Genomic DNA, 22,554 nt, shown 5'->3' with positions numbered 1-22,554 from the left:
CCAGGATGACTCAATACTGACTTCGCTGCTCAATAACCAAACCAAATCGTTTCTCACGATCGCGGCCACCGCGCTTGCCCTGACGGCATGCGGGCAGGGCCAGGAACAGAACAGCGCCGAGGGCGACCAGGCCGGCACCCAGTCCGAGCAGACCTCGAGCGAGGCCCAGGCCAGCAACGGCGGCGAAAAATACGACCGCAACCAGATTCGTATCGTCGGCTCATCGACGGTCTACCCGTTCTCGTCCTATGTGGCCGAGGAAATGGGCGCGACCACCGACTTCCGTACCCCGGTGGTCGAATCCACGGGTTCGGGCGGTGGCTTCAAGCTGTTCTGTGGCGGCGTAAGCGAAGACACCCCGGACTTCACCAACGCCTCGCGGCCGATGAAGTCGTCCGAGCTGAAGATGTGTCAGGACAACGGCGTCGAAGACATCACCCAGATCATGGTCGGCTACGACGGTATCGTGATCGGCCAGAAAGCCGGCGAGCCGCCGCTCGACCTGTCCCGCGAACAGCTCACCAAGGCCGTGGCCGCACAGGTCCCCCAGGACGGCGAGCTGGTCGACAACCCGTACAACAAGTGGAGCGATATCGACCCGAGCCTGCCGGACCACGAGATTCTCATCTATGGCCCGCCGACCTCCTCGGGCACCCGTGACGCCTTCGAAGAGCTGGTCGTCGAACACGGCGCTGAAAACATCGACGGCTACAACGGCGAGAAACCGAGCATCCGCCAGGACGGCAAGTTCGTGCCCTCCGGCGAGAACGACAACCTGATCGTGCAGAAACTGGCCCAGAACGCCACGGCGGTCGGCATCTTCGGCTATTCCTTCCTGGAAGAGAATCGCGGCAAGATCCAGGCGGCCAAGGTCGACGGCATCGAGCCCAAGCGCGAGCTGATTTCCTCGGGCGAATACCCGGTATCGCGCTCGCTGTTCTTCTATACCAAGAACGCCCACGTGGGCCGTATTGACGGCATGGAAGAGTATGTCGACCTGTTCCTGTCCGACCAGATGGCCAGCGACCGCGGCGCACTCAAATCGCTCGGCCTGATCTCGCTGCCGCCGGAAGAACTCGAGGCGATGCGTGAAAACTGGAAGAACCGCAAACAGGTGACCGCCGATTCGCTCAAGGCCGAACACGGCTGATCGGCCTCACAACCAGTATCGGGTGGCTTCGGGGGTATGCCCCGTGCCACGCGGGCCGGCCCGAGGGTCGGCCTTTTTTTGTCTTACGAATATCGCTTTTTTCGGTCCGCAAATAAACGCGAATACACGCGAATAAGGCGAAAGACAGATCGGTCGGAGGCCGCCCCCTATGCTGTTCTCGCCGAACGCTCAGCGGTTTGCATTGCATGCCTTTCATTCGCGTTTATTGGCGTTTATTGGCGGACTGTATTGTTGTTAAGAAAAAACCGCACAAGTGCACGTTCATTTGCGGATAATCTATCCGGCCCGGCCCACCCGCGGGAAAAGCGCATCGACGGTAATCCGCAATATCTGCCGCAACGCGGCGGATAATGCACAATCCAGGGTCTTGATTCGAACCGGATCGTACTCATGTCCGAGACCCCGCTGCATCCGCGACAGCATCTGCGAACGCACGACGTCACCAACCAGCCGCCGCCGCTCGAGCACTACAACGTGTTCGCTTCGGATACGGCACTGATCGAAGCCGTACGTCGGGAAGGCGGCGAATGGGGTCAGGATCGGCTCAAGGCCTATGGCGCGATCGCCGGCACCGAACTCATCGAGATCGGCTTCGACGCCAACGAGAATCGCCCCGAGCTGGCCACCTTCGATCGCTATGGCCATCGCATAGACGAGGTGCGTTTTCATCCGGCGTATCACCGCAGCATGGCGCTGGCCAAGGAACACGGCCTGCACGGGCTGACCTGGACCGCCCAGCGCGAGGGCGCGCAGGTCGTGCGTTCGGCGTTGTTCTATATGCACAACCAGATGGAAGCGGGCACGATGTGCCCCATCACCATGACCCATGCCAGCGTGCCGGCGCTGCGCCATACGCCCGACCTGGCCGCCCAGTGGCTGCCCGGTATCCTGGCCAACAGCTACGATCCCACGTTCGCCCCGCATGGCGAAAAGCACGGCCTGACCATCGGCATGGGTATGACCGAAAAACAGGGTGGCTCGGACGTGCGTGCCAATACCACCCGCGCCACGCCGCGCGCCGACGGCAGCTTCGGGCTGGTCGGCCACAAATGGTTTTTCTCCGCGCCCATGTGCGATGCGTTTCTCGTGCTCGCCCAGGAAGACGCCGGCCTGTCCTGTTTTCTGCTGCCGCGCTGGACCGCCGCCGGCCAGCGCAATGCCATCGAAATCCAGCGCCTGAAAAACAAGCTCGGCGATCATGCGAATGCCTCGTCCGAAGTCGAATTCTTCGATGCCGAGGCCTATCGCGTGGGTGAGGCCGGGCGTGGCGTGCCGACGATTATCGAAATGGTGTCCCAGACCCGCCTGGACTGCATGCTGGGCTCCGCCGGGCTGATGCGCCAGGCGCTGGTACAGGCGATCCATCACTGTCGCTATCGCGCCGCCTTTGGCGCGCGCCTGATCGAGCAGCCCTTGATGCAGCACGTGCTCGCCGACATGGCGCTCGAATCCGAGGCGGCGATGGCCTATGCCATGCGCGTGGCACGGGCCTTCGAGTCCAACGACGAACAGCAGCAGCTGCTGGCGCGTATCGCCACGCCGGTGGGCAAATATCTCATCTGCAAGGCTGCTCCGCCGTTGGTGAACGAAGCCCAGGAATGTCTGGGCGGCGCAGGCTATGTAGAAGAGTCGATCCTGCCGCGGCTGTTTCGCCAGTCGCCGTTGAACTCCATCTGGGAAGGCTCGGGCAACGTGCAGTGTCTGGACATGCTGCGGGCGATGGCCAAGAGCCCGGCTGCTTTAAATGCGCTGGAGGCGGAACTGGCCGAAGCACGGGGCGCCCACCCGGCCTACGACCGCCACTGTCACGATCTGAAGACCATGCTCAAAAGCGTGGCCGACCAGCCCATGCAGGCTCGCCGCGTGGCCGAGGCCGTGGCACGAGCGCTACAGGCCAAGATCCTGCTGCACAGCGAATCGAGCTGGGTCGGCGAGGCCTTCTGCGAAGCGCGACTGGCCGGCAATCGCGGCATGGCCTACGGCACCCTCGATACCGAACTGGATTTCGCGCGGCTTGTCGAACGCGCCGGCGTAACGCTCGAAGAAGGCTGATCCGCCGCCCCCAAAAACGACCAGGATCGACCAGGATCGGCCGCCCCTGCGGAGATCACGCGCTTCATCGGCGGATCATTAATTCGGCACCAAAACAGCTGACCGGGCCAGCTGTTTTCAACGGCCGTTTTTCCGACGAGCGCGGCAAGGCGCGGCCGATCGGCCGGCACCAATCTATTTAGTTGCATTAATAGTCTTGCAATTATATTAATGCAACATACAATTATCAGCCTGATCCCGCTGCCGCCCTGCGAGGCACCGAGTGGCCCACGTGCTTCCGGACTCGATCCGTCATCAGTTGAGCTATCTGCTGGCCAAGACGCACCAGCGTCAGCTGCGCCTGTTTGATGCCCATACCGAGGGCATGCAGGTATCCGGGCGCCAATACGCCACCCTGCTTGCACTCGAAGCCAACGATGCGCTGCACCAGAGCGATCTGGCCGAATGGCTGGGCCTGGATCGCACCACCGTGACCTACCTCGTGGACGGCCTTGAAAAACGCGGCTGGATCGCGCGCCAGCGCGCCCCCGCCGACCGACGGGCCCACCGCCTGCATCTGACCGAAGACGGCGTCGCCGCACTCGCCAAGATCCGGCCGGCCGCCCGTGCCGCCACGCAGGCACTGCTGGCGCCGCTCGACAACAACGAACAAACACAACTGCGGACGCTGCTCGTCCGCCTGCTGCCATGAATGCCCTACGCCAATTCACGCTGGTTCTTTGTCTGGTCGGCCTGACCCAGACCGTCGCCCTGGCCGCCCTGGCCACCCCGCCCGCCGCGGCCGAGCCGGCCGAAACCTTCACCCTGCCCGAGTCCGCCGCGGCGCTATCACTGCGCGATGCCATCAACCAGGCCATGGCCGCCAACGTGCAGACATTGCTGGCCGATGCCCGGCGCGACGAGGTAGCCGGCAGCAGCCGTGAGGCGCGCTCCGCGTTTCTGCCCCATGTCTCGGCGCGCGTGAGTCAGTCACGCCGGCAGAACAACCTCACCGCCCAGGGCCTGGATATTCAGTCGGCGCTGGATTCGCTGGGCCCGGCAGCACAGAACGCCGATATCAGCGTGCCGGACGTGATCACCTACAACAGCTTCGATGCCCGCGCCGAGCTGCGTCAGAACCTGTTCGACTACAGCGCCTGGCAACAGTACAAGAGCGCGAAACTTGGCCAGCGCGTGGCCGACGATCAGCTGGCCCTCGCGCGTGAACAGGTCGCCTCCGAGGCCGCACTCGACTACGTGAGCGCCCTCGCCGCCCGGGCCTCGGTGGAAGCCGCCCGCGCCGACCTCGAACTGGCCGACCGACTGGCCGATCTGGCCGTCGACCAGGAAAACGTCGGCATCGCCACCGGTGTGGACGTCACCCGTGCCCAGACCCGCCAGGCCCGGGCCCGCGCGCGTCTGGCCCAGGCCCGTACCGACCGCACCCGTGCCGATATCAGACTGGCACGTACGGTGGGCCTGGCACTCGACACGCCGCTGGTGCTCAGCGACGACCTGCACTACAGCGCCGCCGTGGACGGCGATATCGACGCCGATCTGGATACCGCTTATGCCAGCCGTGCCGAGCTGCGCCTGGCCCAGGGCCAGCTGGCCGTGCGTCGGGCCCAGCTGGCAGGCGCGCGCGGCGCACGCCTGCCCACGGTTTCGGCATCGGCCACCTACGGCGAAGCCGGCAATACCTACCACGAGAACGTCGAGGACACCTATACGATCGGCGCGCAGGTCGAGGTGCCGATCTTCGACGGCGGCGCCATCAATGCCCGCATCGACAGCGCCGCGAGTCGTCTCGATCAACAGCGTATTCGCTATCGCGATACCCGCACCCAGATCGAGCAGGACGTACGCGTGGCCCGTCGCACCCTGCATACCCTCGCCGAGCAGGTACGTGCCGCCGAATCGGCTTTCGATCTCGCCAACCGCGAGCTCGATCTCTCCCGCGATCGCTTTGCCGAGGGCATCAGCGACAACGTGGAAGTGATCGATGCGCAGACCGCGCTGGCCGATGCCCGCAACGGCCGCGTCGCGGCCCTGGCCGACTACACCCGTGCCCGTATCAACCTGGCCGCCGCGCTCGGGCGCGCCGGCCGTTTTCGTCTGTATGAGCCCGCCACGCCATGACCGATTCCGTTGAAACCCATTCCAGCACCGACACCCCCAGCGCAAACGGCGGCAAAGGCCGGCGCGTGGCCGTGATTGCCGTCATCGTCGTGTTGATCTGTGCGATCGGCGCCGGCATCTGGTGGTGGCTGACCCGCGATCTGGTCAGCACCGACGATGCCTTCGTGCAGGCCGATATCGTGCAGGTCGCGCCCCGGGTGACCGGCACCGTGGCCGAGGTCTATGTGCGCGACAACCAGCACGTCGAAAAAGGCGATCCCCTGTTCACGCTGGACCCGGCCGACTACCGCGCCCGACTGGCCAGTGCCGAGGCGAGCCTGCAGGCGGCCAAGGCCGCCTATGCCTCCAGCCAGCGCGAGCTGGCGGTGACCCGCCAGACCAGCGGCGCCGATACCGATCGCGCCGAGGCCGCGCTGGAAACCGCCCGCGCAGAAGCCAGCCGGGCGGCCGCCGACGCCGAGCGCTACCGAAAGCTTTATGCCAAGCGCGAAGTCTCGCGCCAGCAGCTCGACCAGGCCAATACCACCGCCACCTCGGCCGCGGCCCGGGTGCGCGAGGCCAAGGCACAGCTCGACCAGGCCAAGACCGCACCGGACCAGATCGCGCTGAAGCAATCCCAGGCCTCGACCGCCGAAGCACGTATCGCCGAAGCCGAGGCCCAGGTCGAGCAGGCCCGACTGAACCTGTCGTATACCGACGTGCGTGCCCCGCAGGCCGGCAAGATCGCACAGAAATCGGTGCTGGCCGGCAGCCACGTCAATGCCGGTCAGGCCGCACTCGCGGTAGTCGCCGACAACCCCTGGGTGGTGGCGAACTTCAAGGAAACCCAGCTCACCCGCATGCGTGTGGGCCAGCCGGTGCGTATCGAAGTGGACGCATTTCCCGATCACGAGTTCGAAGGCCGATTGGAATCGTTCCAGTCGGGTACCGGGCCCACCTTTTCGCTGCTGCCGCCGCAGAACGCGACCGGCAACTTCGTGAAAATCGTCCAGCGCGTGCCGGTCAAGATCGTGTTCGAACGCAACGGCCAGCTCGATGACGTGGAGCTCGCACCGGGCATGTCGGCGGTGCCGACGGTGAACGTGGGCGCGCCCGCGAAGCCGGTCGACGAACAGCGTCCGGCCACCGCGACCGCAACGCCCGCGCAATGAGCGACGCCGCGGCCACCCGGCCCGACGAGGCCCAGTACCCCGCCAACCGCTGGCTGATCGCTGCGGTGGTGGGCCTGGCCGCGTTCATGGAGGTACTCGATATCTCCATTGCCAACGTGTCGCTGTCGCATATCGCCGGCAGCCTGTCGGCAAGCCAGGAAGAAGCCACCTGGGTGCTCACGTCCTATCTGGTGGCCAATGCCATCGTGCTGCCGGTATCGGGCTGGTTTTCGCAGGTGCTCGGACGCAAGCGCTTCTTCGTCGTGTCCATCGTGCTGTTTTCGGTGGCCTCGCTGCTGTGCGGCATGGCCCCGTCGCTGGGCTGGCTGATCGTATTCCGCATCCTTCAGGGTCTGGGCGGTGGCGGCCTGCAGCCGGTTTCACAGGCGATTCTCGCCGACTCGTTTCCGCCCCGACAGCGCGGCATGGCCTTCGCGATCTATGGCGTGGCGGTGGTATTCGCCCCCGCCATCGGCCCGGCCCTGGGTGGCTATATCACCGACCATGCGAGCTGGCACTGGATCTTTCTGCTCAACGTGCCGGTGGGCATCGTACTGCTGATCCTGGCCGGCGCCCTGGTCAAGGATTCGGCCGCCTACGAGGCCGCCCGCCGGGCCAAGCTGGCGGACGGCTTTCGTATCGACTATGTCGGTTTCGCCCTGCTCGCACTCGGCCTGGGCTGTCTGCAGGTGATGCTCGACAAGGGCCAGCAGAACGACTGGTTCGACTCCCATTTCATCCTCGCCAACGGCATCATCGCGGCGCTGTGCCTGGGCGCGCTGATCTGCTGGGAGCCGTTCCAGAAGCATCCGATCATGGACCTGCGTCTGTTTCGTTTTTCCAACTTCGCCTTTGCCAACCTGCTGATGTTCATGCTCGGCTTCGTGCTGCTCGGCTCGACCCTGTTGATTCCGCAGTTCGTGCAGTCCGCGCTTGGCTATACATCCACGCTGGCTGGCCTGGTGATCTCGCCGGGCGGTTTTGCCATCGTGCTGATGATGCCCGTGGTCGGGTTTCTATCCAACAAGATCGAAGCCCGCTGGCTGATCGCTTTCGGCCTGGTCGTGGTCTCGGCCTCGATGTTTCATCTGGCCAGTTTCAATCTCGACGTCAGCTTCGACCAGCTCGTGGTCGCGCGTGTGTTCCAGACCGTCGGCCTGGCTTTTTTATTCATCCCGATCACGAGCGTGGCCTATATCGGCGTGCCGGCCGACAAGACCGACCAGGTCTCCGCGCTCATCAATCTGGCCCGCAATATCGGCGGCAGCGTAGGTATATCCCTGGTCACCACCTGGCTGGCCCGGCGCAGCCAGTATCACCAGAACGTGCTGGTGGAGAACGTCACCCCCTATCACGATCAGTATCGCGAGACGCTGGCGTCGCTGACCGCGCATTTTCAGCAGATGGGCGCCAGCCTGGAAGCCGCCCGTGGCCAGGCCCTGGCGTCGATCTATCAGCTGGTTGGCGAACAGGCCCAGATGCTCGCCTTCATCGACGACTTCTGGCTGCTGGGCGTGATTCTCGCGGCCCTGGTGCCGCTGGTGTTCTTCCTCGGCAGCTCGAAGAACACCGACATGCCAGAGGGCGCGGCACACTAATAAAACAGCGGGTCGGCCTCCTGAACACAGAGCCAGCCATCAGCCACGGCCACCGCGTTGCCCAGCGCCACGAGCCGTATGAGATGGGCTTCGACCTGGGCCGCGGCCATCGGCTGCAGACGCACGTCCAGATCGGGGTAGAGTTGAACCGCGATCTGTTCGGCCATCATCGGCTCATCCACGCTCAGCGATTCCAATACCTGGGTTTCGCGTTCGCGCCGATGGGCCACGATATGCGCCAGCACCGCCGGCGCGTCCTCGAGCAGCCGACCATGCCCCGGCGCGATGCGTTCGATCGGCAGCGCCTGCAGCTGTTCGAGGCTTTGCATATAGGCGCTCATGTCGCCGTCCGGCGGCAGAATCACCACCGTGACGTCGGCCATCACCGTATCGCCGGCAAACAGCAGGCCGGCCTCGCGCCAGAAAAAGCATAGATGATCGGCCGTATGGCCGGGGGCATGAATCGCCTCGAGGCGCACCGTGTCCAGATCGACGATATCGCCGTGATAGAGCGGCCGGTGCGGGGCAAAGTCTTCGTCGCGTATGCCCTGCAGCTCGAGCGGATAGGCATAAACCGGGACATTCAGCCGTTCGGCCAGGCGTAGCGCGCCGCCGGTATGATCGGGGTGGGCATGGGTGACGAGAATGGCCGCCACCTCGCCCGGCGCGGCTGCGACCAGGGCATCCAGATGCGCGGCCTCGTCCACGCCGGGATCGATGATCGCGCAGCGCGAGTGGCCCACGATATAGCTGTTGGTGCCCTCGCCGGTCATCGGGCTCGGGTTGGGCGCGACGATGCGCAGTACGCCGTCGACGAGCTGTTCTGCCTGAGCCGCGCTGCTCATGGTACCCGCACCGTGCTGGCATCCATGAGTGCGCCCAGGGCCGTATCCGCATCGGCATAGCCGGCCAGCGATTCGAGCGTGGCCCGGGTCGGCGTCATCAGCTCGATTTCGCCGCGATCGTGAGCAGCCACCGCCTGGGCCGGCGGCGCCCACCACACATGGGTGGTTTCCAGACCGTCGCAGCGCGCCTCGCCCGGCGGCGCGGCGGCGGCGAAAAAGCGGGTGGAATAGCGTTTGGGCGGGCCCGCGGGCGTGGTCCAGTGGGCAAAGAACGCCAGGTCATCGAGATTGAAGCGCAAATCCATCTCCCTAACGATCGCCGCCCAGCTGGCCTTCTGCGTATTGAGCGCAAGGCGCAGAGCGTCGCGGCGGGCCGAGGTAATCTCGGCTTGGGCGGTGCAGGCGACCAACAGGCCGGCCTCCTCGAAGCATTCGCGAATGGCGGCCATCGCCAGTGCAAAGCCGTTGTCGCCCACCGCCTCTTCGATGAGCTCGACGCCGCCGTGACAGCGCATGCGCAGATCGGCTTCGCCATCCTCCGCGTCCAGCGCGCCGCCGGGAAACACATAGGCATTGGCGCCGAAGACGTGGCTGGCATGACGACGCAGCAGCAGCACTTCGAGGCCGCTATCCGCCCCGTTACGCAGCAGCGCGGTGGTGGCGGCATCGCGTACGGTCACGACGCGGCTCAAGGCTGGGCAGTTGTCAGACAATCCATGTCGACTAGCATACCTGCATCATTCCGCGTTTCGCATACCGATGCATCAGGTTTTCGTCTACGGCACGCTGCGCCCCGGCGAGCGCAATCATCACTTCATGGCAACCGCGACGCATCGGGGCGCGTACACCACGCCAGCACGCTTCACCCTGCTCGATACCGGGCCCTATCCGGCCGCTCTCGACGAGGGCCGGACCGCGCTCGTGGGCGATGTGTTCTCGGTGGACGACGATACCTTCGCCGCCCTCGACCGGCTGGAGGATTACCCGGTGCACTACACCCGCCGCGAGCTGACCACTGCCTACGGCGATGCCTGGATCTATCTCTGGATCGCCGCACGCGATCCGGCCTGGCCGGTGATCGAGCACGGCGACTGGTGCAAGCATCTGCGCGAACGCAGCGACGCGCCCGACTGACAATCAACGAACGACAACGACCGTGAACGATTCCCGAACTCAAGCAACGCCCGAAAGCGGCGCGATTCGCGACCTCTACGATCTGGTGACCGGCGACGAGAATGCGCGGGTATGCCGCGACATCTCCGACGAAGCCTGTCGCGAACAGCCCACCAATTTCTTCATTCATCTGGTCGCCCTGCTGGCCAACAAGATCGGCGACCTGATCGCCAGCCCCAAGCTGGTGCTGCCCTGGTTGATGGGCGCGCTCGGCGCGCCGGTGTGGATGACCGGCCTGCTGGTGCCGATCCGCGAATCGCTCGCGCTGCTACCCCAGCTGGCCGTGGCCGGCTGGATGCGGGCCAAGCCGCGCCGGAAATGGTTCTGGGTGGCCGGCGCGGCCATTCAGGGCGCGAGCGTGGTGGCCATGATCGCCGTGGCCCTGACCCTGGAAGCGATGCCGGCCGGGGCCGCGATTCTGGCGTTGCTGGCGGTGTTTTCGCTCGGGCGCGGCGTGTGCTCGGTGTCCTACAAGGATGTCCAGGGCAAGACCATCGCCAAGACGCGGCGCGGCACCCTGTCGGGCTATGCCGCAAGCGCGGCCGGCGGGGTCGCCATGGCGCTCGGCCTGCTGCTCTGGCTTACACCCATCGGCAACGCCACGCTCACGCCCCTGCTCGTGCTACTGGCCATCGCGGGCGCCGCCTGGCTGTTCGCTGCCATCGTCTTTTCCAGCCTGCGCGAATATGCCGGCGCCACCGAAGGCGGCGGCAATGCGCTCAAGACCGCCTGGCAAAGCCTAGGCCTGATTCGCAGCAAGCCGGGGTTTGCCCGCTTCATCGGCGTACGCGGGCTGCTGGTGGCCACCGCACTGGCAGCACCTTATTACGCCACGCTCGCACGCGAGAGCGGCGGCGAGGCCATCGCCAATCTGGCCATTCTCTTGGCGCTCTCGGGGCTGGCCTCGCTGGTATCGGCGCCGTTCTGGGGCAGGTTCTCGGATCGTTCCTCGCGCCAGGTGCTGATGATCACCGGCATCGCGGCCGGTGTGCTCAATCTGCTGGTGGCCGCTTTCGCCTGGCTGGAGGCGGGCAGCGCGCTCGGCGTATGGCCGTTCGCGGCCGGCTATTTCGTACTCGCCGGCCTGCATGCCGGCGTACGCCTGGGCCGCAAGACCTATCTCACCGACCTGGGCAACAGCGAGGACCGCGCCCAGCTCACGGCCGTCGCCAACACCACCATCGGCGTCATTCTGCTGGCCGGCGGCGGACTGGTCGCACTCGTCGGCCTGCTCGGCGCCGCCTGGGCCGTGGCCGCCTTGAGTATTCCGGCGTTCGCGGGTGCAGCGCTGGCGATCGCTCTGCCGGAAACCGAATGAACGCATCGCTGCGGCCCGGGGCAACGTAAGCTGGCTATCGAATTCGCTATCGAGTCGCCCATGCGTCGTCTGCCGATTTATCTTCTGGTTCTTGCCAGCCTTGCGCTTTTCTTTTCTGCTTCGGCCGGCGCCAATGAAGCGCCCGCGCCGAACGCGCCCTTCAAGCCGGATGTGGGCACCGACGAAGGGGTCGCGATCTTTGCCGGTGGCTGTTTCTGGTGTGTGGAAGAAGCCTTCGATCAGGTCGAGGGCGTGGTCTCGACCACCTCGGGCTATACCGGCGGGCATCTACCCGACCCGAGCTATCGCGACGTCACCGCCGAAACCAGCGGCCATGCCGAAGCCGTGAAGGTGGTCTACAAAACCGATCAGGTGGATTACGAGCACCTTCTCGATACCTTCTGGCACAACATCGACCCGACCGATGACGGCGGGCAGTTCTGCGATCGTGGCGATTCCTATCGCAGCGAGATCTTCTACGTGAACGACGCCCAGAAGAAAACCGCCGAACAGTCCAAGCAGGCCCTGCAGGACGACCCCGACGCGCCCTCGCCGATCGTGACCGAGATCGTGGCTGCCACCACCTTCTACCCGGCCGAGGAATACCACCAGAACTATTACCAGAAGAACTCCCTGCGCTATAAGTTCTATAAGAACTCCTGCCGGCGTACAGCGACCCTGGAGAAACGCTGGGGCGACAAAGCGGGTGGCCCCGACTCCTGAGCGGCTCAGCCGATGGCCGCTGGGCACCAGGGCTGGAAAACTCGTGGGCGTGCCATAATCGCGCCATGTTCGATCGTGCTCTTCGCTACGCGCAGTCCGTGCGGGCCAACGCCCGTGAGGCCTTGACCAACGGTCGCGACTGGCTGCGCAAGGATCCTGACCTCTACCAGGCCGAGCGCACGCCCTATCGCGTGATCCATCGTTTGGGGCTGATGGCGGTCCGCTACTACCCGCCGCTTGCAGACCGCGAGATCCCGGTCGGCGACGGGGTCGAGCCGGTCGCCGAACACGAGTACGCCATACCGGTCGTGCTGGTGCCGCCGCTGGCAGCCAGCACGCTCATCTTCGATCTGCTGCCCCAGCGCAGCCTGGTGCGCTACCTGCGTGCCCGTGGTTTTGCCGTCTACCTCATCGACTGGGGCGAGCCCGGTCGCGACGATGCCCATCTGGGCGTACGCGACTATGCCCTGCGCCTGCTGCCCGATGCGCTCACCGCGGTTCGCGGGCATAGCGGCAGCCCGGATGTATCGCTGCTGGCCTATTGCATGGGCGGGCTGTTCACCCTCATTTATGCCGGCACGGGCCGCGATTACGGCATTCGCAATATCGTGACCATCGCCAGCCCGATCGACATGCACGATGCCACCCTGGCCGCGCGTACGCTGCGCGCGCTCAACGGCCCCGCGCGCCTGATCCGTCGCCATACCCGATGGCGCGTCCACCAGATCGACCCGCGGCTGATGCACGTGCCGGGCTGGCTCAACGGCATGGCGTTCAAGCTCACCAACCCCGTCGGCAGCCTGACCACCTATCTTTCGCTGCTACGCGGACTGGGCGATCGCAACTTCGTGGCCACCCATGCCACCTTCGGCCGCTGGATGGGCGACATGCTCGACTACCCCGGCACCCTGGTTCAGGATTTTCTGGTTAAACTCTGGATCGACAACGCCCTGGCCAGCGGCACCGTACGTCTGGGCGAGGTCGAATCCGACCTGGCCCGGATCGATTGCCCGCTGCTCGCCATCGCCGGCGAATCCGATCAGCTGGTCGGGGTCGCGAGCGTGCGCCGCATCATGGCGCTGGTCACCAGCGCAGACCGGCGCTTCGAGCTGGCCCCTGGCGGCCATGCCGGCGTGTTCGCCGGCAGCGATGCGCCGGCCCATACCTGGCGCATGGCCGCCGGCTGGCTGGCCCGGCGTTCGGACTAGCCCGCTTCGGCCGTGTTCGGCCCGTACCGGGCGCGACGCGCACAGGCCGCCGCGAACAGCGCACCGCTGACGTTGTGCCAGACCGAGAACACGGCCCCCGGCAACGCCGCGGCGGCCGAGAAATACTGCTGCGCGAGCGCAACCGCCAGGCCGGAATTCTGCATGCCCACTTCAATGGCCAGGGTACGGGCGATACGCCGATCGCCGGTCAAAATCCGCGCGCAGCCATAGCCGGCCGCAAGGCCCATGAGGTTGTGCAATACCACCGCCGCCAACACGACCAGCCCCATGCGCGCGATGGAATCGGCGTTGAGGGCGACGATGATCGCGATCACCACGGCAATGGCAATTGAAGAGCCGAGCGCACACCAGCCGTCGCGTGAGCGCCAGCGATCGCCAATCCATAGATTGATCGCCATGCCGGCCACCACCGGCACGATCACGATTTCGGCGATGCTGAACAGCATCGATGCCACCGGTACGCCCAGCTGTGCGTCGGCATAGAGCCAGGTGAGCAAGGGCGTGGCCACGACCGATACCAGGGTGGCGATACTCGTGAGCGTGATCGACAGCGCCACGTCGCCCCCGGCCAGAAAGCAGATCACGTTCGAGGCGGTGCCGCCGGCCACACTTCCGACGAGTATCAGCCCGAGCGCTAAAGGCGCATCGAGGGCCAGCGCATTCGCGATGGCCCATGCCGCCAACGGCATGAGCCCGAACTGCAGCACCACTCCCAGCAACACCACCGGCCAGCGCGTGATCGCCCGCGAGAAATCCGCCGGCGTCAGGGTCAGTCCCATGCCGAACATGATGACCACCAGCAGCGGCACGATCGCCGGCTTACCGGCCACAAACGCCCCGGGCGCCAGATAGGCCACGACCGCAAGCACGCCGGCGACCAGCGGAAAAACGGCCGCGATACGGGCAGGCGATGGCGTCGTCACGACAAGGCGCCAAGCAAATCGAAGCCGGCCTCGTCGAGCAGGGCCGCGGTTTCATACAGGGGCAGGCCCATCACGCTGGAATAACTGCCGTCGAGCCGGGCGATGAAAATCGCCCCCCGGCCCTGGATGGCATAGCCGCCGGCCTTGCCCATGGGCTCGCCGCTGGCGATATAGGCTGCGCGCTCGGCGCGCGTGGTTTCGCGCATCGTGACCGCGCTCGTGCTGATACGCGATACGCAGTGCCCGTCCACGCATAGCGCCACCCCGCTGACCACCCGATGCGTGGTACCGGATAGCGAGGCCAGCATCGATTCGGCCTCGGCATCGTCGGCCGGCTTGCCATAGAGCCGATCACCGAGCGCGACGACCGTATCCGAGCCGAGCACGGCGTCGTCGCCATAGCGCTCGTTCAACGTCTGGTCCAGAGACTGGGCCTTGCCGCGCGCCAGGCGTTCGGCCAGGGCTTCGGCGCTTTCGCCCGGCCGCGGCGTTTCGTCGATATCGGCGGCGATCGCGACATGCGCGACCCCGAGCTGGTCGAGCAGCTTGGCGCGCTGGGGCGAGGCCGAGGCCAGAATCAGTCGTCGCGTCATAGCGGTTTCACGTAGCGGGCCGGTTCGTCACTGGCTGCGAACTCGATGAAGGCATCGCGCATCAGTCGACCCGCATCGATGGCCTGCTGCCAGGCTGCCAGCCGCGCATCGTCTTTCCCGGCATAGCGATAGAAATCCTTGCGATCGGGCACCTTGCGATCGACCAGCCGGTCACGTAGCGCGGGGCCGGGGCCGATGAGCAGCGTATTTGCGGCATGGCGCGGGCGCCGCCAGGGCAGGCTCTTGTCGAACCAGCCGGGCACCAGGCGTTCGTCGTAGTGCGGCATGAGCACGAGCGGGGCCGGCGCATCCGCGCTCAGCAACGGCTGGTCGATATGGTAGTCAACGATACCGCCATCGCGATAAACCCCCGGCGGCGCACCGGCCGGATCGACCACGCCACGCATCACGAGCGGCACGTTGCCGCTGGCATAGACCGCATCACGCACGTTGGCTGCGTTGAGTTCGACGCCGTGCGCACCGAGGTGCGTATCGGCCCAGTGCAAACCGCCCGGTGTCCGCGAAAACACCACGCGCTCGAAAAACCAGCGCAGGCTGTGGCGGGAGACCGCGTTGCCCAGCGCGCCGAGGCCGGAGCCGAACATGAGCGCTGCCCGTGCTTCGCTTCGGGTGAGCGCGCGTGAACGCACGGTCAGTACGTGCAGACGAAAACGCGGGTGGCCGAGTATGCCGTCGCGTACCTCATCGGTGAGAAACGTGTCCAGAATGGCCCGCACGGTGGCGCTGATTTCATCGCGGTCCGGCTTGGCGCTATAGAACTGGTCCAGATAGGCCGTTTCCAGCCGCGCGATCGCCGCGGCCGGGTTGTTACGGTGGCAGGCGGCGGCGAAGCGCCAGGCGCCGATCGAAGACCCCACCAGATCGACCGGCTGTGCGGCACCGTCGCGATGCAGCCAGTCGGAAAACAGATATTGATCCAGCGCCGAGAGGATGAGCCATTTCGGCCCGCCGGCCGCGCCGGCCATGGCCCCGATCTGGCCCGGGTTCAGGCCCTGTTTTTCGAGCACGGCACGCGCGCCATGCCCGGCACGCAGGGTCAGTACGTCGTGAAAATCCATGGGTCTTGTCTGGCGGTCGGTCGCCGCATTCTAACGGTCACCGGCGCTGTGCGCCGATGCCCACGCCATCTGTCGTTAATCGACCGTGATGATCTTCATGGCGTTGGTGCCGCCCGGGCCGGTGAAATCGCCCTTGGTGACCAGCACCCGGTCGCCGCTTTCCAGATCCCCGCGCGTACGCAGGCAGGCCACGGCTTCATCCACCGGCACCACGCCGTTGAGCTCGGACGGCGAAAACGCCACCGGAAAGACGTTGCGACACAGGGCCAGATAACGCTCGGAGGCCGGATACTGGGTGAGTGCAAAAATGGGGATATGCGTGTCCTGACGCGACATCAGCAGCGCCGTGGTACCCGATTCGGTCAGCGCGATGATGGCATCGGCATGCATATGGCGCGCGGTATACATCGTGGCCATGGCGATGGCCTCGTCGGTGCGCTGGAAATGCGCCGCCAGCCCGCTGGCCGGGCGATCGGCCGTGGCCTCGCGCTCTGCACCGATACATATCTTGGCCATCGCGGCCACGGTCTGTACCGGATAGCGGCCCACTGCGGTTTCGGCGGACAGCATGACTGCATCGGTGCCGTCGAGCGTGGCATTGGCGACGTCCAGGACCTCGGCACGGGTGGGAATCGGGTTTTCGATCATCGATTCCATCATCTGCGTGGCCGTGATCACCAGGCGATTCATTTCCCGGGCGGTCGCGATGATGCGTTTCTGTACGCCGGGCAGCTCCGGGTCGCCGATTTCCACGCCCAGATCGCCGCGCGCGACCATGACCGCGTCGCTGGCCTCGATGATTTCGTCGAGCGCAGCAATCGCTTCCGCGCGTTCGATCTTGGCGCATAGCCGGGCCTTGCCGCCGGCGGCTTCCAGGCGTTGGCGTGCCTCGTGCAGATCGGCCGCGCTGCGCACGAAGGAGACGGCCAGATAGTCGACGTCCAGCTCGGCGGCGACGTGAATATCCTCGAAATCCTTTTCCGTGAGCCCGCCGGCCGACAGCCCGCCGCCGCGCAGATTGACGCCCTTGCGCCCCGAAAGCTTGCCGCCGACCTCGACGGTGCACTGGATACGGTGGTCGTCCACGGCATCCACCGCCAGCGAGATCGCGCCGTCGTTGATCAGCAGCTGGCTGCCGGCCCTGACGTCGGCCAGCAGCGGCTCGTAGTGAATCGCCACGGCCTCGCGCGTGCCGGCGTCGGCGGCCATGCGGGTATCCAGGGTGAAGTGCTGGCCGGTTTCCAGCTCCACCGCACCATCCGCGAAGGATTCGATACGAATCTTCGGCCCCTGCAGATCGGCGAGTACGGCCACCGGCAGCTGAAGCTGGGCGGCGGCTTCGCGCACGCGGCGCACGCGCTCGCGATGATCCTCGGCCTGGCCGTGTGAGAAATTGATTCGTACGACGTTGACCCCCGCCGAGAGCAGCTTCGAGAGTACATCCGGCGAATCCGACGCCGGGCCGAGGGTGGCAACGATCTTGGTTTTGCGTTTCATGGCTCGAACGCTAGCACAGCGCCTGTATGGACCGCATGACAGTGTAGGAAAATCATAACCCGGCACCAGAACAGCTGACTCTGTCAGCCGTTTTCAACGCGATCAAAAATCAAGGCCGGCGATCCGTCCTTGATTTTAAATAGCGTCGCGGCCGCCCGCCGCGCCAACACAGCCCTCGTACCAGACGCCGGCAGGCCCTAGACTCGGGCGCCCATTCACGCCCGTACCACCCATGCTGTCGCCGATCGAACTGCTGCGCCGTGCCGGCATCCTGCTGCTGCTCTGGCTGGCCGGCGTTTATATGCGTGCGCCGATTCTGATCGCCGCGCCGCTCGGCGAGCGTATCCAGAACGACCTGGCTTTTGGCCAGACCGCGCTGGGTGCGCTCACGACCTTGCCCGTATTCATGCTTGGCCTCGGGGCCTTGCCCGCGGCCTGGCTGATCGGCCGCTACGGCGCCCGCAACACGCTGATCGCCGCGCTTTTATTGACGGCGACCGCTTCCATGCTGCGCGCCCTCGCCCCGGATATCGCAGTGCTACTAGGTCTGACCGCGGCCATGGGCCTGGGTATCGCGGCCATGCAACCGGCGCTGCCGGCGCTGGTCGGCCGCTGGTGCCCGTCGTTCATCGCCCTCGGTGCCGCGATCTATATCAACGGCATGATGCTCGGGGAGTTCGTGGGCGCTGGCCTGACGCTGCCGATCCTCTTGCCTGCCGTGGATGGCGACTGGCGGGCCGCACTGTTCTGGTTCTCGCTGCCGGCTATCGTCTTATGCCCGCTTGTGCTGGCACCGCGCCTGTACGGCAGGCGTTCGACCCGCCGCATTCGCGGTCTGCCTTCCTACAAGGATGCGCTGCTCTGGCGTTTCGGACTGCTGCTGGGCGCGACGGCGGCCACCTTCTTCGGCCTCAACGCCTATATGGGCGCGCTGCTCGAACACAAGGGCCAGGGCGACCATCTGGCCACCATGCTGTTCGTATTCAATCTCGCCCAGCTGCTGACCTCGCTTGCGCTGGTTCCAGCCGTTCGCCCGGTGCTGCGCATACCGCGGCTGCTTGCGATGACCTGCAGCGCGCATATCGCCGGCCTGCTGGCCCTGCTGCTTGCCGACGGGCTGGTCGTGCTCTACCCCGCGGCCGCGCTGTTGAGCCTGACCGCGGCGCTGCAACTGATCGTACTCACCGCACTGCCGCCACTGCTGCGCGACGCCGACGCAGCCGGCGCGCTGGCTGCGGGCATGCTCGCGGTGGGCTATGTGCTGGGTTTTGTCGCCCCGATCGCCGCCGGCGCAGCGGCCGACGCCTGGGCCTCGCCCTATGCGGTGGTCGTCGTCTTTCTGGTGTTCAATACGGCGGTGCTGCCGCTGGCCTGGACGACGCGTACTCGTACCGACGCGGCGCGATCGCCCGAGGCTTGAATGAGAGGGTTAGCCACCCCTGGAGGCGCGGCTGGCCCATGCAACGGCGGCCGACGAGATACGGATCAGCCTCCACCCATGCCCCCAAAAAGAAGCCCCGTCGAAACGGGGCTTCAAACTGAAGGCGGATGGCGTGCGGCCGAGGCCTAGAACGTCGCCCAGTCGCCGTCGTCGATATCGATATCGTCCTTGACCGGCGTCTTGTGCGCTGCCGGCGCTGCAGGTTTGGCCGGGGCGGGGGCCGGCGCGGCACTCGCAGCGGCCACGGGCGTGGCTGTTTTCGCCGTGCTGACCGCGGGTACGGATGCGACGGTTCGGGCATCCCCGCTGAGCGTGAAGAACGCGACCTGACGCTTGAGCGATTCGGCCTGCTCCTCCAGCGAGCGGCTGGCCGCGGCCGACTGTTCCACCAGCGACGCGTTCTGCTGCGTCATGCTGTCCATCTGCGACACGGCCAGGTTGACCTGTTCGATACCGCTGGACTGCTCGCTGCTGGCCGCCGCGATCTCGGCGATAATGTCGCCGACCTTGTGCACGCTTTCGACGATGCCGTCGAGCGTCTTGCCGGACAGCGCGACCTGCGCCGAGCCATCGGCCACCTTGGCGGCACTGTCTTCGACCAGAGACTTGATGTCCTTGGCGGCCGCGGCGCTGCGGCTGGCCAGATTACGCACTTCCGAGGCCACGACCGCGAAGCCACGTCCCTGCTCGCCGGCCCGGGCCGCCTCGACCGAGGCGTTGAGCGCCAGCAGATTGGTCTGGAAGGCGATGTCGTCGATCAAGCCCACGATCTCGCTGATCTTGCGGCTGGAGGCATCGATTTCCTGCATCGCCGCCACCGCACGGGCGACCACTTCGCCGCCTTCGCTGGCCTGGGTGCGTACACCGCGGGCCAGCTGATCGGCCTGGGCTGCGTTGTCGGCGTTCTGCTTGACCGTGGAGGTCATCTGCTCCATCGAGGCCGCGGTTTCTTCGAGGTTGGCGGCCTGTTCCTGGGTGCGGCTGCTGAGCTCGTCGTTGCCCGAGGCGATCTGGCCTGCCCCGACGCTGACCGATTCGGACCCTTGACGCACGTTTGAGACGATTTCGGACAGCTTGGCCTGCATGTTCTTCAGCCCGGCTAGCATCGAACCGAATTCATCCTTGTAGGGGTTGTGCACGTCGTTCGACAGACGGCCCTGGGCGATTGCGTCGACCAGCCCGCGTGCCTGATCCAGCGGACGGGTGATCATGCGCGTAAGCAGCACCATGGTCACCACGGTCAGAAGCACGACCGCGACCAGGGTTGCGATGATGATGTTGCGGCTCGTGGCCTGGGTGGCCTGGCCGTTGGCAAAGAACACGCCTGCACGTGCCACCTGATATTCGGCCAGCTCATCCATGTAGCCGATCAACGCATCGAAGCCCGGCTCCACATCGACCGCATAGAGCGCCTGCGCTTCATAGGCCTGGCCGGTCTGCATCGGCTCGGTGATGGTCTGCACAACCTGCGCGAATTCCTTGAACTTGGCGGCGGCCTGATCGGCCTTGGCTTTTTCTTCCGGCCCGGTCAGCAACGCCGGATAATAGCCGTTCCAAAGTTCTGTGATTTTGGCAATATCGGCGTCGATCGACTGCGCCAGCTCGGCGCCGTCATCGTTGAAAAGCAACGCCTTCTGCACGTCGCCACGCATTGTGTTGAACGTATCGATGAGCGCATTGACCTCGATGAGGCCTTTCATGTTCTTGGAATAGATTCGATCCGTGACGGCCGATACCTGGCTGTTGCTGTAGAGGGCAAAGCCGCCCAGCGCCACGACCAGAATGGTAATCACACCAAAACCCAGCCCCAGTTTCCCCTTCACACTCTTTTTCATCGCAAGTACGCCTGTAATGTGCGCGAGACGCTGCGGCAGATGTCGCTACGACAGTGGTAGGCAGCGGCATTGCCCGAAGTCGTCTCATTAATGGATGGAACAACGACACAGGCGCGACCAGATGGGGTCCGAGAGCGCCCGCGTGTTGACCTTTACCCCGGGGACCTATCGGCGCGATAGGGGATGGCTTGAATCGCTTGCGACGTTTTATTGTCGTTCGCCGACGACAATACGACTATTGGATAACACCGGCGTCGCGGCGGGTCGGAACAGCAATACGCAGGGGGCACGACGCGAATAAAACCTGCGTTCGAAGCGCTTGCTGTGAACGGCCGCATGGGGCGACCACGGCTCAAGGTAGGTCTCGCGGGCCCGCGTCGCATGAACAGCGGGGGCGATCGCTGGGGTGAAGGCCCGCAGCAAACTGCAAGAATGCAGCAGAGCGGTGCATTTCGGCTCGGACGATTTGAACCGGCGCCTCTGGCACGCTCGCCACAACTGTCATGCTGCAATCCGGCGGGCGACGCCCTCATCGCGGTAGCACACCTGCCCGTACAGGCTGATCGGCTACCGCACACGACCCATGCGTTGGCATAGCCGGTGGCTGCCGGGCACGCTTATATATAGATATAAAAGCCGTGCCCAGTGGGTCGATACGGCGCTATTGCTCCGTCAACATCGCACGCAGGCGCGATACGGCCTGGCTATGCAACTGGCAGACGCGGGATTCGCTCACCCCCAGCACCACGCCGATTTCCTTGAGGTTGAGGTCTTCCTGATAATAGAGACCGAGCAACAGTTTTTCGCGCTCGGGCAGTTCGTCGATCGCTTCGGCCAGCTGCTCGCGGTCGCCAAAGGCAAGCAGCGCGTCGAGCGGGTTGGTGGAGGTCTCGACATCGGCTGAGATCACGGAAGCGGCCGTTTCTTCGGTCCCGCTTTCCTCGAATACTTCGATGAAGCCGTTGTTCACGTCGTGCAGCAGACGGTGGTACTCCTCGATCGGCATATCGAGCTCTTCGGCGATCTCGCGATCGGTGGCATGGCGGCCATGCCTGTGCTCGAGCCGCTGGATGGCGCGATCGACGTCGCGGCTGGCGCGACGCACGCTACGCGGCAGCCAGTCGCGGCTGCGCAGCTCGTCGATCATCGTGCCTTTCACACGCTGGGAGGCATAGGTCGCGAACGAGGCCCCCTGGGAGGCATCGAAGCGATTGAAGGCGTCCAGCAGACCGACCATGCCGGCCTGAATCAGATCGTCGAGCTCGACGCTCGACGGCAGGCGCACCTGCAGCGACAACGCATGGCGCCTGACCAGCGGCAGGTATTGTTCCACCGCCTGGGACCGATCGATCTTGCCTTGAGCCGTATACATAGGTGATGCGCCTGAATGGTCAACCGCTGGCTACGCATGGCACGTCCAACGCGGTTGGTTTTCCGATGCAGGCAATCTTAGGCGCTGGCAATAGCCGGCGATTGGCGAATTAAGCGCAGGTTTCGGCCCCTTCTCGACGAATAGCGTGAGTGCGACGGCCCGGAAAGACGGCCCCACGCCAACCGAAAAGTACCAATGTCTGGGATTAAAGATTAATAACGGCGCGACGATATGTACCCCAGCGGCGATTTGCGGCCGCAACCGGCAAGCCGCCGTCTTTCACCTAACGCTCAGGAAATCGCCATGTCATTCGTGATCAACACCAATACGCTGTCGCTGACCGCCCAGCAGAACCTCAACTCTTCGCAGAAGACCCTGAACAGCGCCATCGAGCGTCTGTCCTCGGGCAGCAAGATCAATTCCGCCAAGGACGATG

At 65.2% G+C, this 22,554-nt stretch carries 19 protein-coding genes and 1 pseudogene; 12 read left to right on the top strand and 8 right to left on the bottom strand.

The window, feature by feature from the left end; genetic code table 11:
* Nucleotides 1–13 precede the first annotated feature (13 nt).
* The 6 genes from CMN27_RS12565 (at nt 14) to CMN27_RS12540 (ending at nt 8,090) form a co-directional block, all read left to right on the top strand.
* Nucleotides 14–1,150 carry a PstS family phosphate ABC transporter substrate-binding protein gene (locus CMN27_RS12565; protein WP_366515455.1) on the top strand — a complete coding sequence of 379 codons (1,137 nt, stop codon included), beginning with the start codon at nt 14–16 and terminating at the stop codon, nt 1,148–1,150.
* Between the two features lie 411 nt (nt 1,151–1,561).
* On the top strand, nt 1,562–3,223 hold the full coding sequence (locus CMN27_RS12560) for an isovaleryl-CoA dehydrogenase (protein WP_293626909.1): 1,662 nt from the start codon (nt 1,562–1,564) through the stop codon (nt 3,221–3,223).
* Between the two features lie 262 nt (nt 3,224–3,485).
* Entirely contained in the window at nt 3,486–3,914 is a 429-nt protein-coding gene (locus tag CMN27_RS12555; protein WP_293626907.1) for a MarR family transcriptional regulator, read from the top strand.
* The gene (locus tag CMN27_RS12550) at nt 3,911–5,341 is read left to right on the top strand and encodes a TolC family protein (protein ID WP_293626905.1); all 1,431 of its coding nucleotides are present in this window, start codon (nt 3,911–3,913) and stop codon (nt 5,339–5,341) included. Before CMN27_RS12555 ends, CMN27_RS12550 begins: the two co-directional genes overlap by 4 nt.
* Complete coding sequence (locus tag CMN27_RS12545; protein WP_293626903.1) at nt 5,338–6,492, top strand: HlyD family secretion protein; 1,155 nt, start codon at nt 5,338–5,340, stop codon at nt 6,490–6,492. The genes CMN27_RS12550 and CMN27_RS12545 overlap by 4 nt, the downstream gene beginning before the upstream one ends.
* A complete protein-coding gene (locus CMN27_RS12540) occupies nt 6,489–8,090 on the top strand; it encodes a DHA2 family efflux MFS transporter permease subunit (protein ID WP_293626901.1) in 1,602 nt (533 codons plus the stop codon). The genes CMN27_RS12545 and CMN27_RS12540 overlap by 4 nt, the downstream gene beginning before the upstream one ends.
* On the opposite strand, the gene CMN27_RS12535 is transcribed toward CMN27_RS12540, so the two are convergent.
* Nucleotides 8,087–8,935 (bottom strand): MBL fold metallo-hydrolase, encoded by an 849-nt coding sequence (locus CMN27_RS12535; RefSeq protein ID WP_293626899.1) that lies wholly within the window; start codon nt 8,933–8,935, stop codon nt 8,087–8,089. The genes CMN27_RS12540 and CMN27_RS12535 overlap by 4 nt on opposite strands.
* Nucleotides 8,932–9,627 carry a hypothetical protein gene (locus CMN27_RS12530; protein ID WP_293626897.1) on the bottom strand — a complete coding sequence of 232 codons (696 nt, stop codon included), beginning with the start codon at nt 9,625–9,627 and terminating at the stop codon, nt 8,932–8,934. Before CMN27_RS12530 ends, CMN27_RS12535 begins: the two co-directional genes overlap by 4 nt.
* A gap of 67 nt (nt 9,628–9,694) precedes the next feature.
* Between CMN27_RS12530 and CMN27_RS12525 the strand changes: the two genes are divergently transcribed.
* From CMN27_RS12525 to CMN27_RS12510, 4 genes are all read left to right on the top strand, one after another.
* Nucleotides 9,695–10,069, top strand: coding sequence for a gamma-glutamylcyclotransferase family protein (locus CMN27_RS12525; RefSeq protein ID WP_293626895.1), 375 nt, complete (start codon nt 9,695–9,697; stop codon nt 10,067–10,069).
* A 22-nt stretch (nt 10,070–10,091) separates the two neighbouring features.
* Complete coding sequence (locus tag CMN27_RS12520; protein ID WP_293626893.1) at nt 10,092–11,426, top strand: MFS transporter; 1,335 nt, start codon at nt 10,092–10,094, stop codon at nt 11,424–11,426.
* 60 nt (nt 11,427–11,486) lie between these two features.
* The gene (gene msrA / locus CMN27_RS12515) at nt 11,487–12,149 is read left to right on the top strand and encodes a peptide-methionine (S)-S-oxide reductase MsrA (RefSeq protein ID WP_293626891.1); all 663 of its coding nucleotides are present in this window, start codon (nt 11,487–11,489) and stop codon (nt 12,147–12,149) included.
* Between the two features lie 65 nt (nt 12,150–12,214).
* Complete coding sequence (locus tag CMN27_RS12510) at nt 12,215–13,357, top strand: alpha/beta fold hydrolase (RefSeq protein WP_293626889.1); 1,143 nt, start codon at nt 12,215–12,217, stop codon at nt 13,355–13,357.
* Here the strand turns inward: CMN27_RS12510 and CMN27_RS12505 are convergent.
* The 4 genes from CMN27_RS12505 to pyk all read right to left on the bottom strand — a co-directional run bounded on the left by CMN27_RS12505 (nt 13,354) and on the right by pyk (nt 17,470).
* Nucleotides 13,354–14,301 (bottom strand): bile acid:sodium symporter family protein, encoded by a 948-nt coding sequence (locus CMN27_RS12505; protein WP_293626887.1) that lies wholly within the window; start codon nt 14,299–14,301, stop codon nt 13,354–13,356. The two genes, CMN27_RS12510 and CMN27_RS12505, sit on opposite strands and share 4 nt — an antisense overlap.
* Nucleotides 14,298–14,894: a Maf family protein gene (locus CMN27_RS12500; RefSeq protein ID WP_293626885.1), complete on the bottom strand. Its 597-nt coding sequence runs from the start codon at nt 14,892–14,894 to the stop codon at nt 14,298–14,300. Before CMN27_RS12500 ends, CMN27_RS12505 begins: the two co-directional genes overlap by 4 nt.
* Nucleotides 14,891–15,973: a hypothetical protein gene (locus CMN27_RS12495; RefSeq protein WP_293626883.1), complete on the bottom strand. Its 1,083-nt coding sequence runs from the start codon at nt 15,971–15,973 to the stop codon at nt 14,891–14,893. Before CMN27_RS12495 ends, CMN27_RS12500 begins: the two co-directional genes overlap by 4 nt.
* Before the next feature lie 75 nt (nt 15,974–16,048).
* A complete protein-coding gene (gene pyk / locus CMN27_RS12490) occupies nt 16,049–17,470 on the bottom strand; it encodes a pyruvate kinase (protein WP_293626882.1) in 1,422 nt (473 codons plus the stop codon).
* A 232-nt stretch (nt 17,471–17,702) separates the two neighbouring features.
* Between pyk and CMN27_RS12485 the strand changes: the two genes are divergently transcribed.
* Complete coding sequence (locus CMN27_RS12485; protein ID WP_293626881.1) at nt 17,703–18,890, top strand: MFS transporter; 1,188 nt, start codon at nt 17,703–17,705, stop codon at nt 18,888–18,890.
* A gap of 146 nt (nt 18,891–19,036) precedes the next feature.
* Here the strand turns inward: CMN27_RS12485 and CMN27_RS12480 are convergent, their stop codons facing one another.
* Nucleotides 19,037–20,746 carry a methyl-accepting chemotaxis protein gene (locus tag CMN27_RS12480; protein WP_293626880.1) on the bottom strand — a complete coding sequence of 570 codons (1,710 nt, stop codon included), beginning with the start codon at nt 20,744–20,746 and terminating at the stop codon, nt 19,037–19,039.
* A 661-nt stretch (nt 20,747–21,407) separates the two neighbouring features.
* Nucleotides 21,408–22,118 (bottom strand): RNA polymerase sigma factor FliA, encoded by a 711-nt coding sequence (locus CMN27_RS12475; protein ID WP_293626879.1) that lies wholly within the window; start codon nt 22,116–22,118, stop codon nt 21,408–21,410.
* 303 nt (nt 22,119–22,421) lie between these two features.
* On the opposite strand from CMN27_RS12475, the pseudogene CMN27_RS12470 reads away from it, so the two are divergent.
* Nucleotides 22,422–22,554, top strand: a pseudogene (locus tag CMN27_RS12470) (flagellin FliC); the annotation flags it as partial.

The organism is Salinisphaera sp. (assembly GCF_002729955.1).
Classification (GTDB): Bacteria; Pseudomonadota; Gammaproteobacteria; order Nevskiales; family Salinisphaeraceae; genus Salinisphaera.
This window is presented reverse-complemented; position numbering and strand designations above follow the sequence as displayed.

What these genes read in the sequence shown, in the direction of transcription:
- CMN27_RS12500 (WP_293626885.1), bottom strand. Translation starts at nt 14,894, where the DNA reads ATGACGCGACGACTGATTCTGGCCTCGGCCTCGCCCCAGCGCGCCAAG.
- CMN27_RS12485 (WP_293626881.1), top strand. Translation starts at nt 17,703, where the DNA reads ATGCTGTCGCCGATCGAACTGCTGCGCCGTGCCGGCATCCTGCTGCTG.
- pyk (WP_293626882.1), bottom strand. Translation starts at nt 17,470, where the DNA reads ATGAAACGCAAAACCAAGATCGTTGCCACCCTCGGCCCGGCGTCGGAT.
- CMN27_RS12510 (WP_293626889.1), top strand. Translation starts at nt 12,215, where the DNA reads ATGTTCGATCGTGCTCTTCGCTACGCGCAGTCCGTGCGGGCCAACGCC.
- CMN27_RS12495 (WP_293626883.1), bottom strand. Translation starts at nt 15,973, where the DNA reads ATGGATTTTCACGACGTACTGACCCTGCGTGCCGGGCATGGCGCGCGT.
- CMN27_RS12475 (WP_293626879.1), bottom strand. Translation starts at nt 22,118, where the DNA reads ATGTATACGGCTCAAGGCAAGATCGATCGGTCCCAGGCGGTGGAACAA.
- CMN27_RS12480 (WP_293626880.1), bottom strand. Translation starts at nt 20,746, where the DNA reads ATGAAAAAGAGTGTGAAGGGGAAACTGGGGCTGGGTTTTGGTGTGATT.
- CMN27_RS12545 (WP_293626903.1), top strand. Translation starts at nt 5,338, where the DNA reads ATGACCGATTCCGTTGAAACCCATTCCAGCACCGACACCCCCAGCGCA.
- CMN27_RS12550 (WP_293626905.1), top strand. Translation starts at nt 3,911, where the DNA reads ATGAATGCCCTACGCCAATTCACGCTGGTTCTTTGTCTGGTCGGCCTG.
- CMN27_RS12535 (WP_293626899.1), bottom strand. Translation starts at nt 8,935, where the DNA reads ATGAGCAGCGCGGCTCAGGCAGAACAGCTCGTCGACGGCGTACTGCGC.
- CMN27_RS12560 (WP_293626909.1), top strand. Translation starts at nt 1,562, where the DNA reads ATGTCCGAGACCCCGCTGCATCCGCGACAGCATCTGCGAACGCACGAC.
- CMN27_RS12540 (WP_293626901.1), top strand. Translation starts at nt 6,489, where the DNA reads ATGAGCGACGCCGCGGCCACCCGGCCCGACGAGGCCCAGTACCCCGCC.
- CMN27_RS12525 (WP_293626895.1), top strand. Translation starts at nt 9,695, where the DNA reads ATGCATCAGGTTTTCGTCTACGGCACGCTGCGCCCCGGCGAGCGCAAT.
- msrA (WP_293626891.1), top strand. Translation starts at nt 11,487, where the DNA reads ATGCGTCGTCTGCCGATTTATCTTCTGGTTCTTGCCAGCCTTGCGCTT.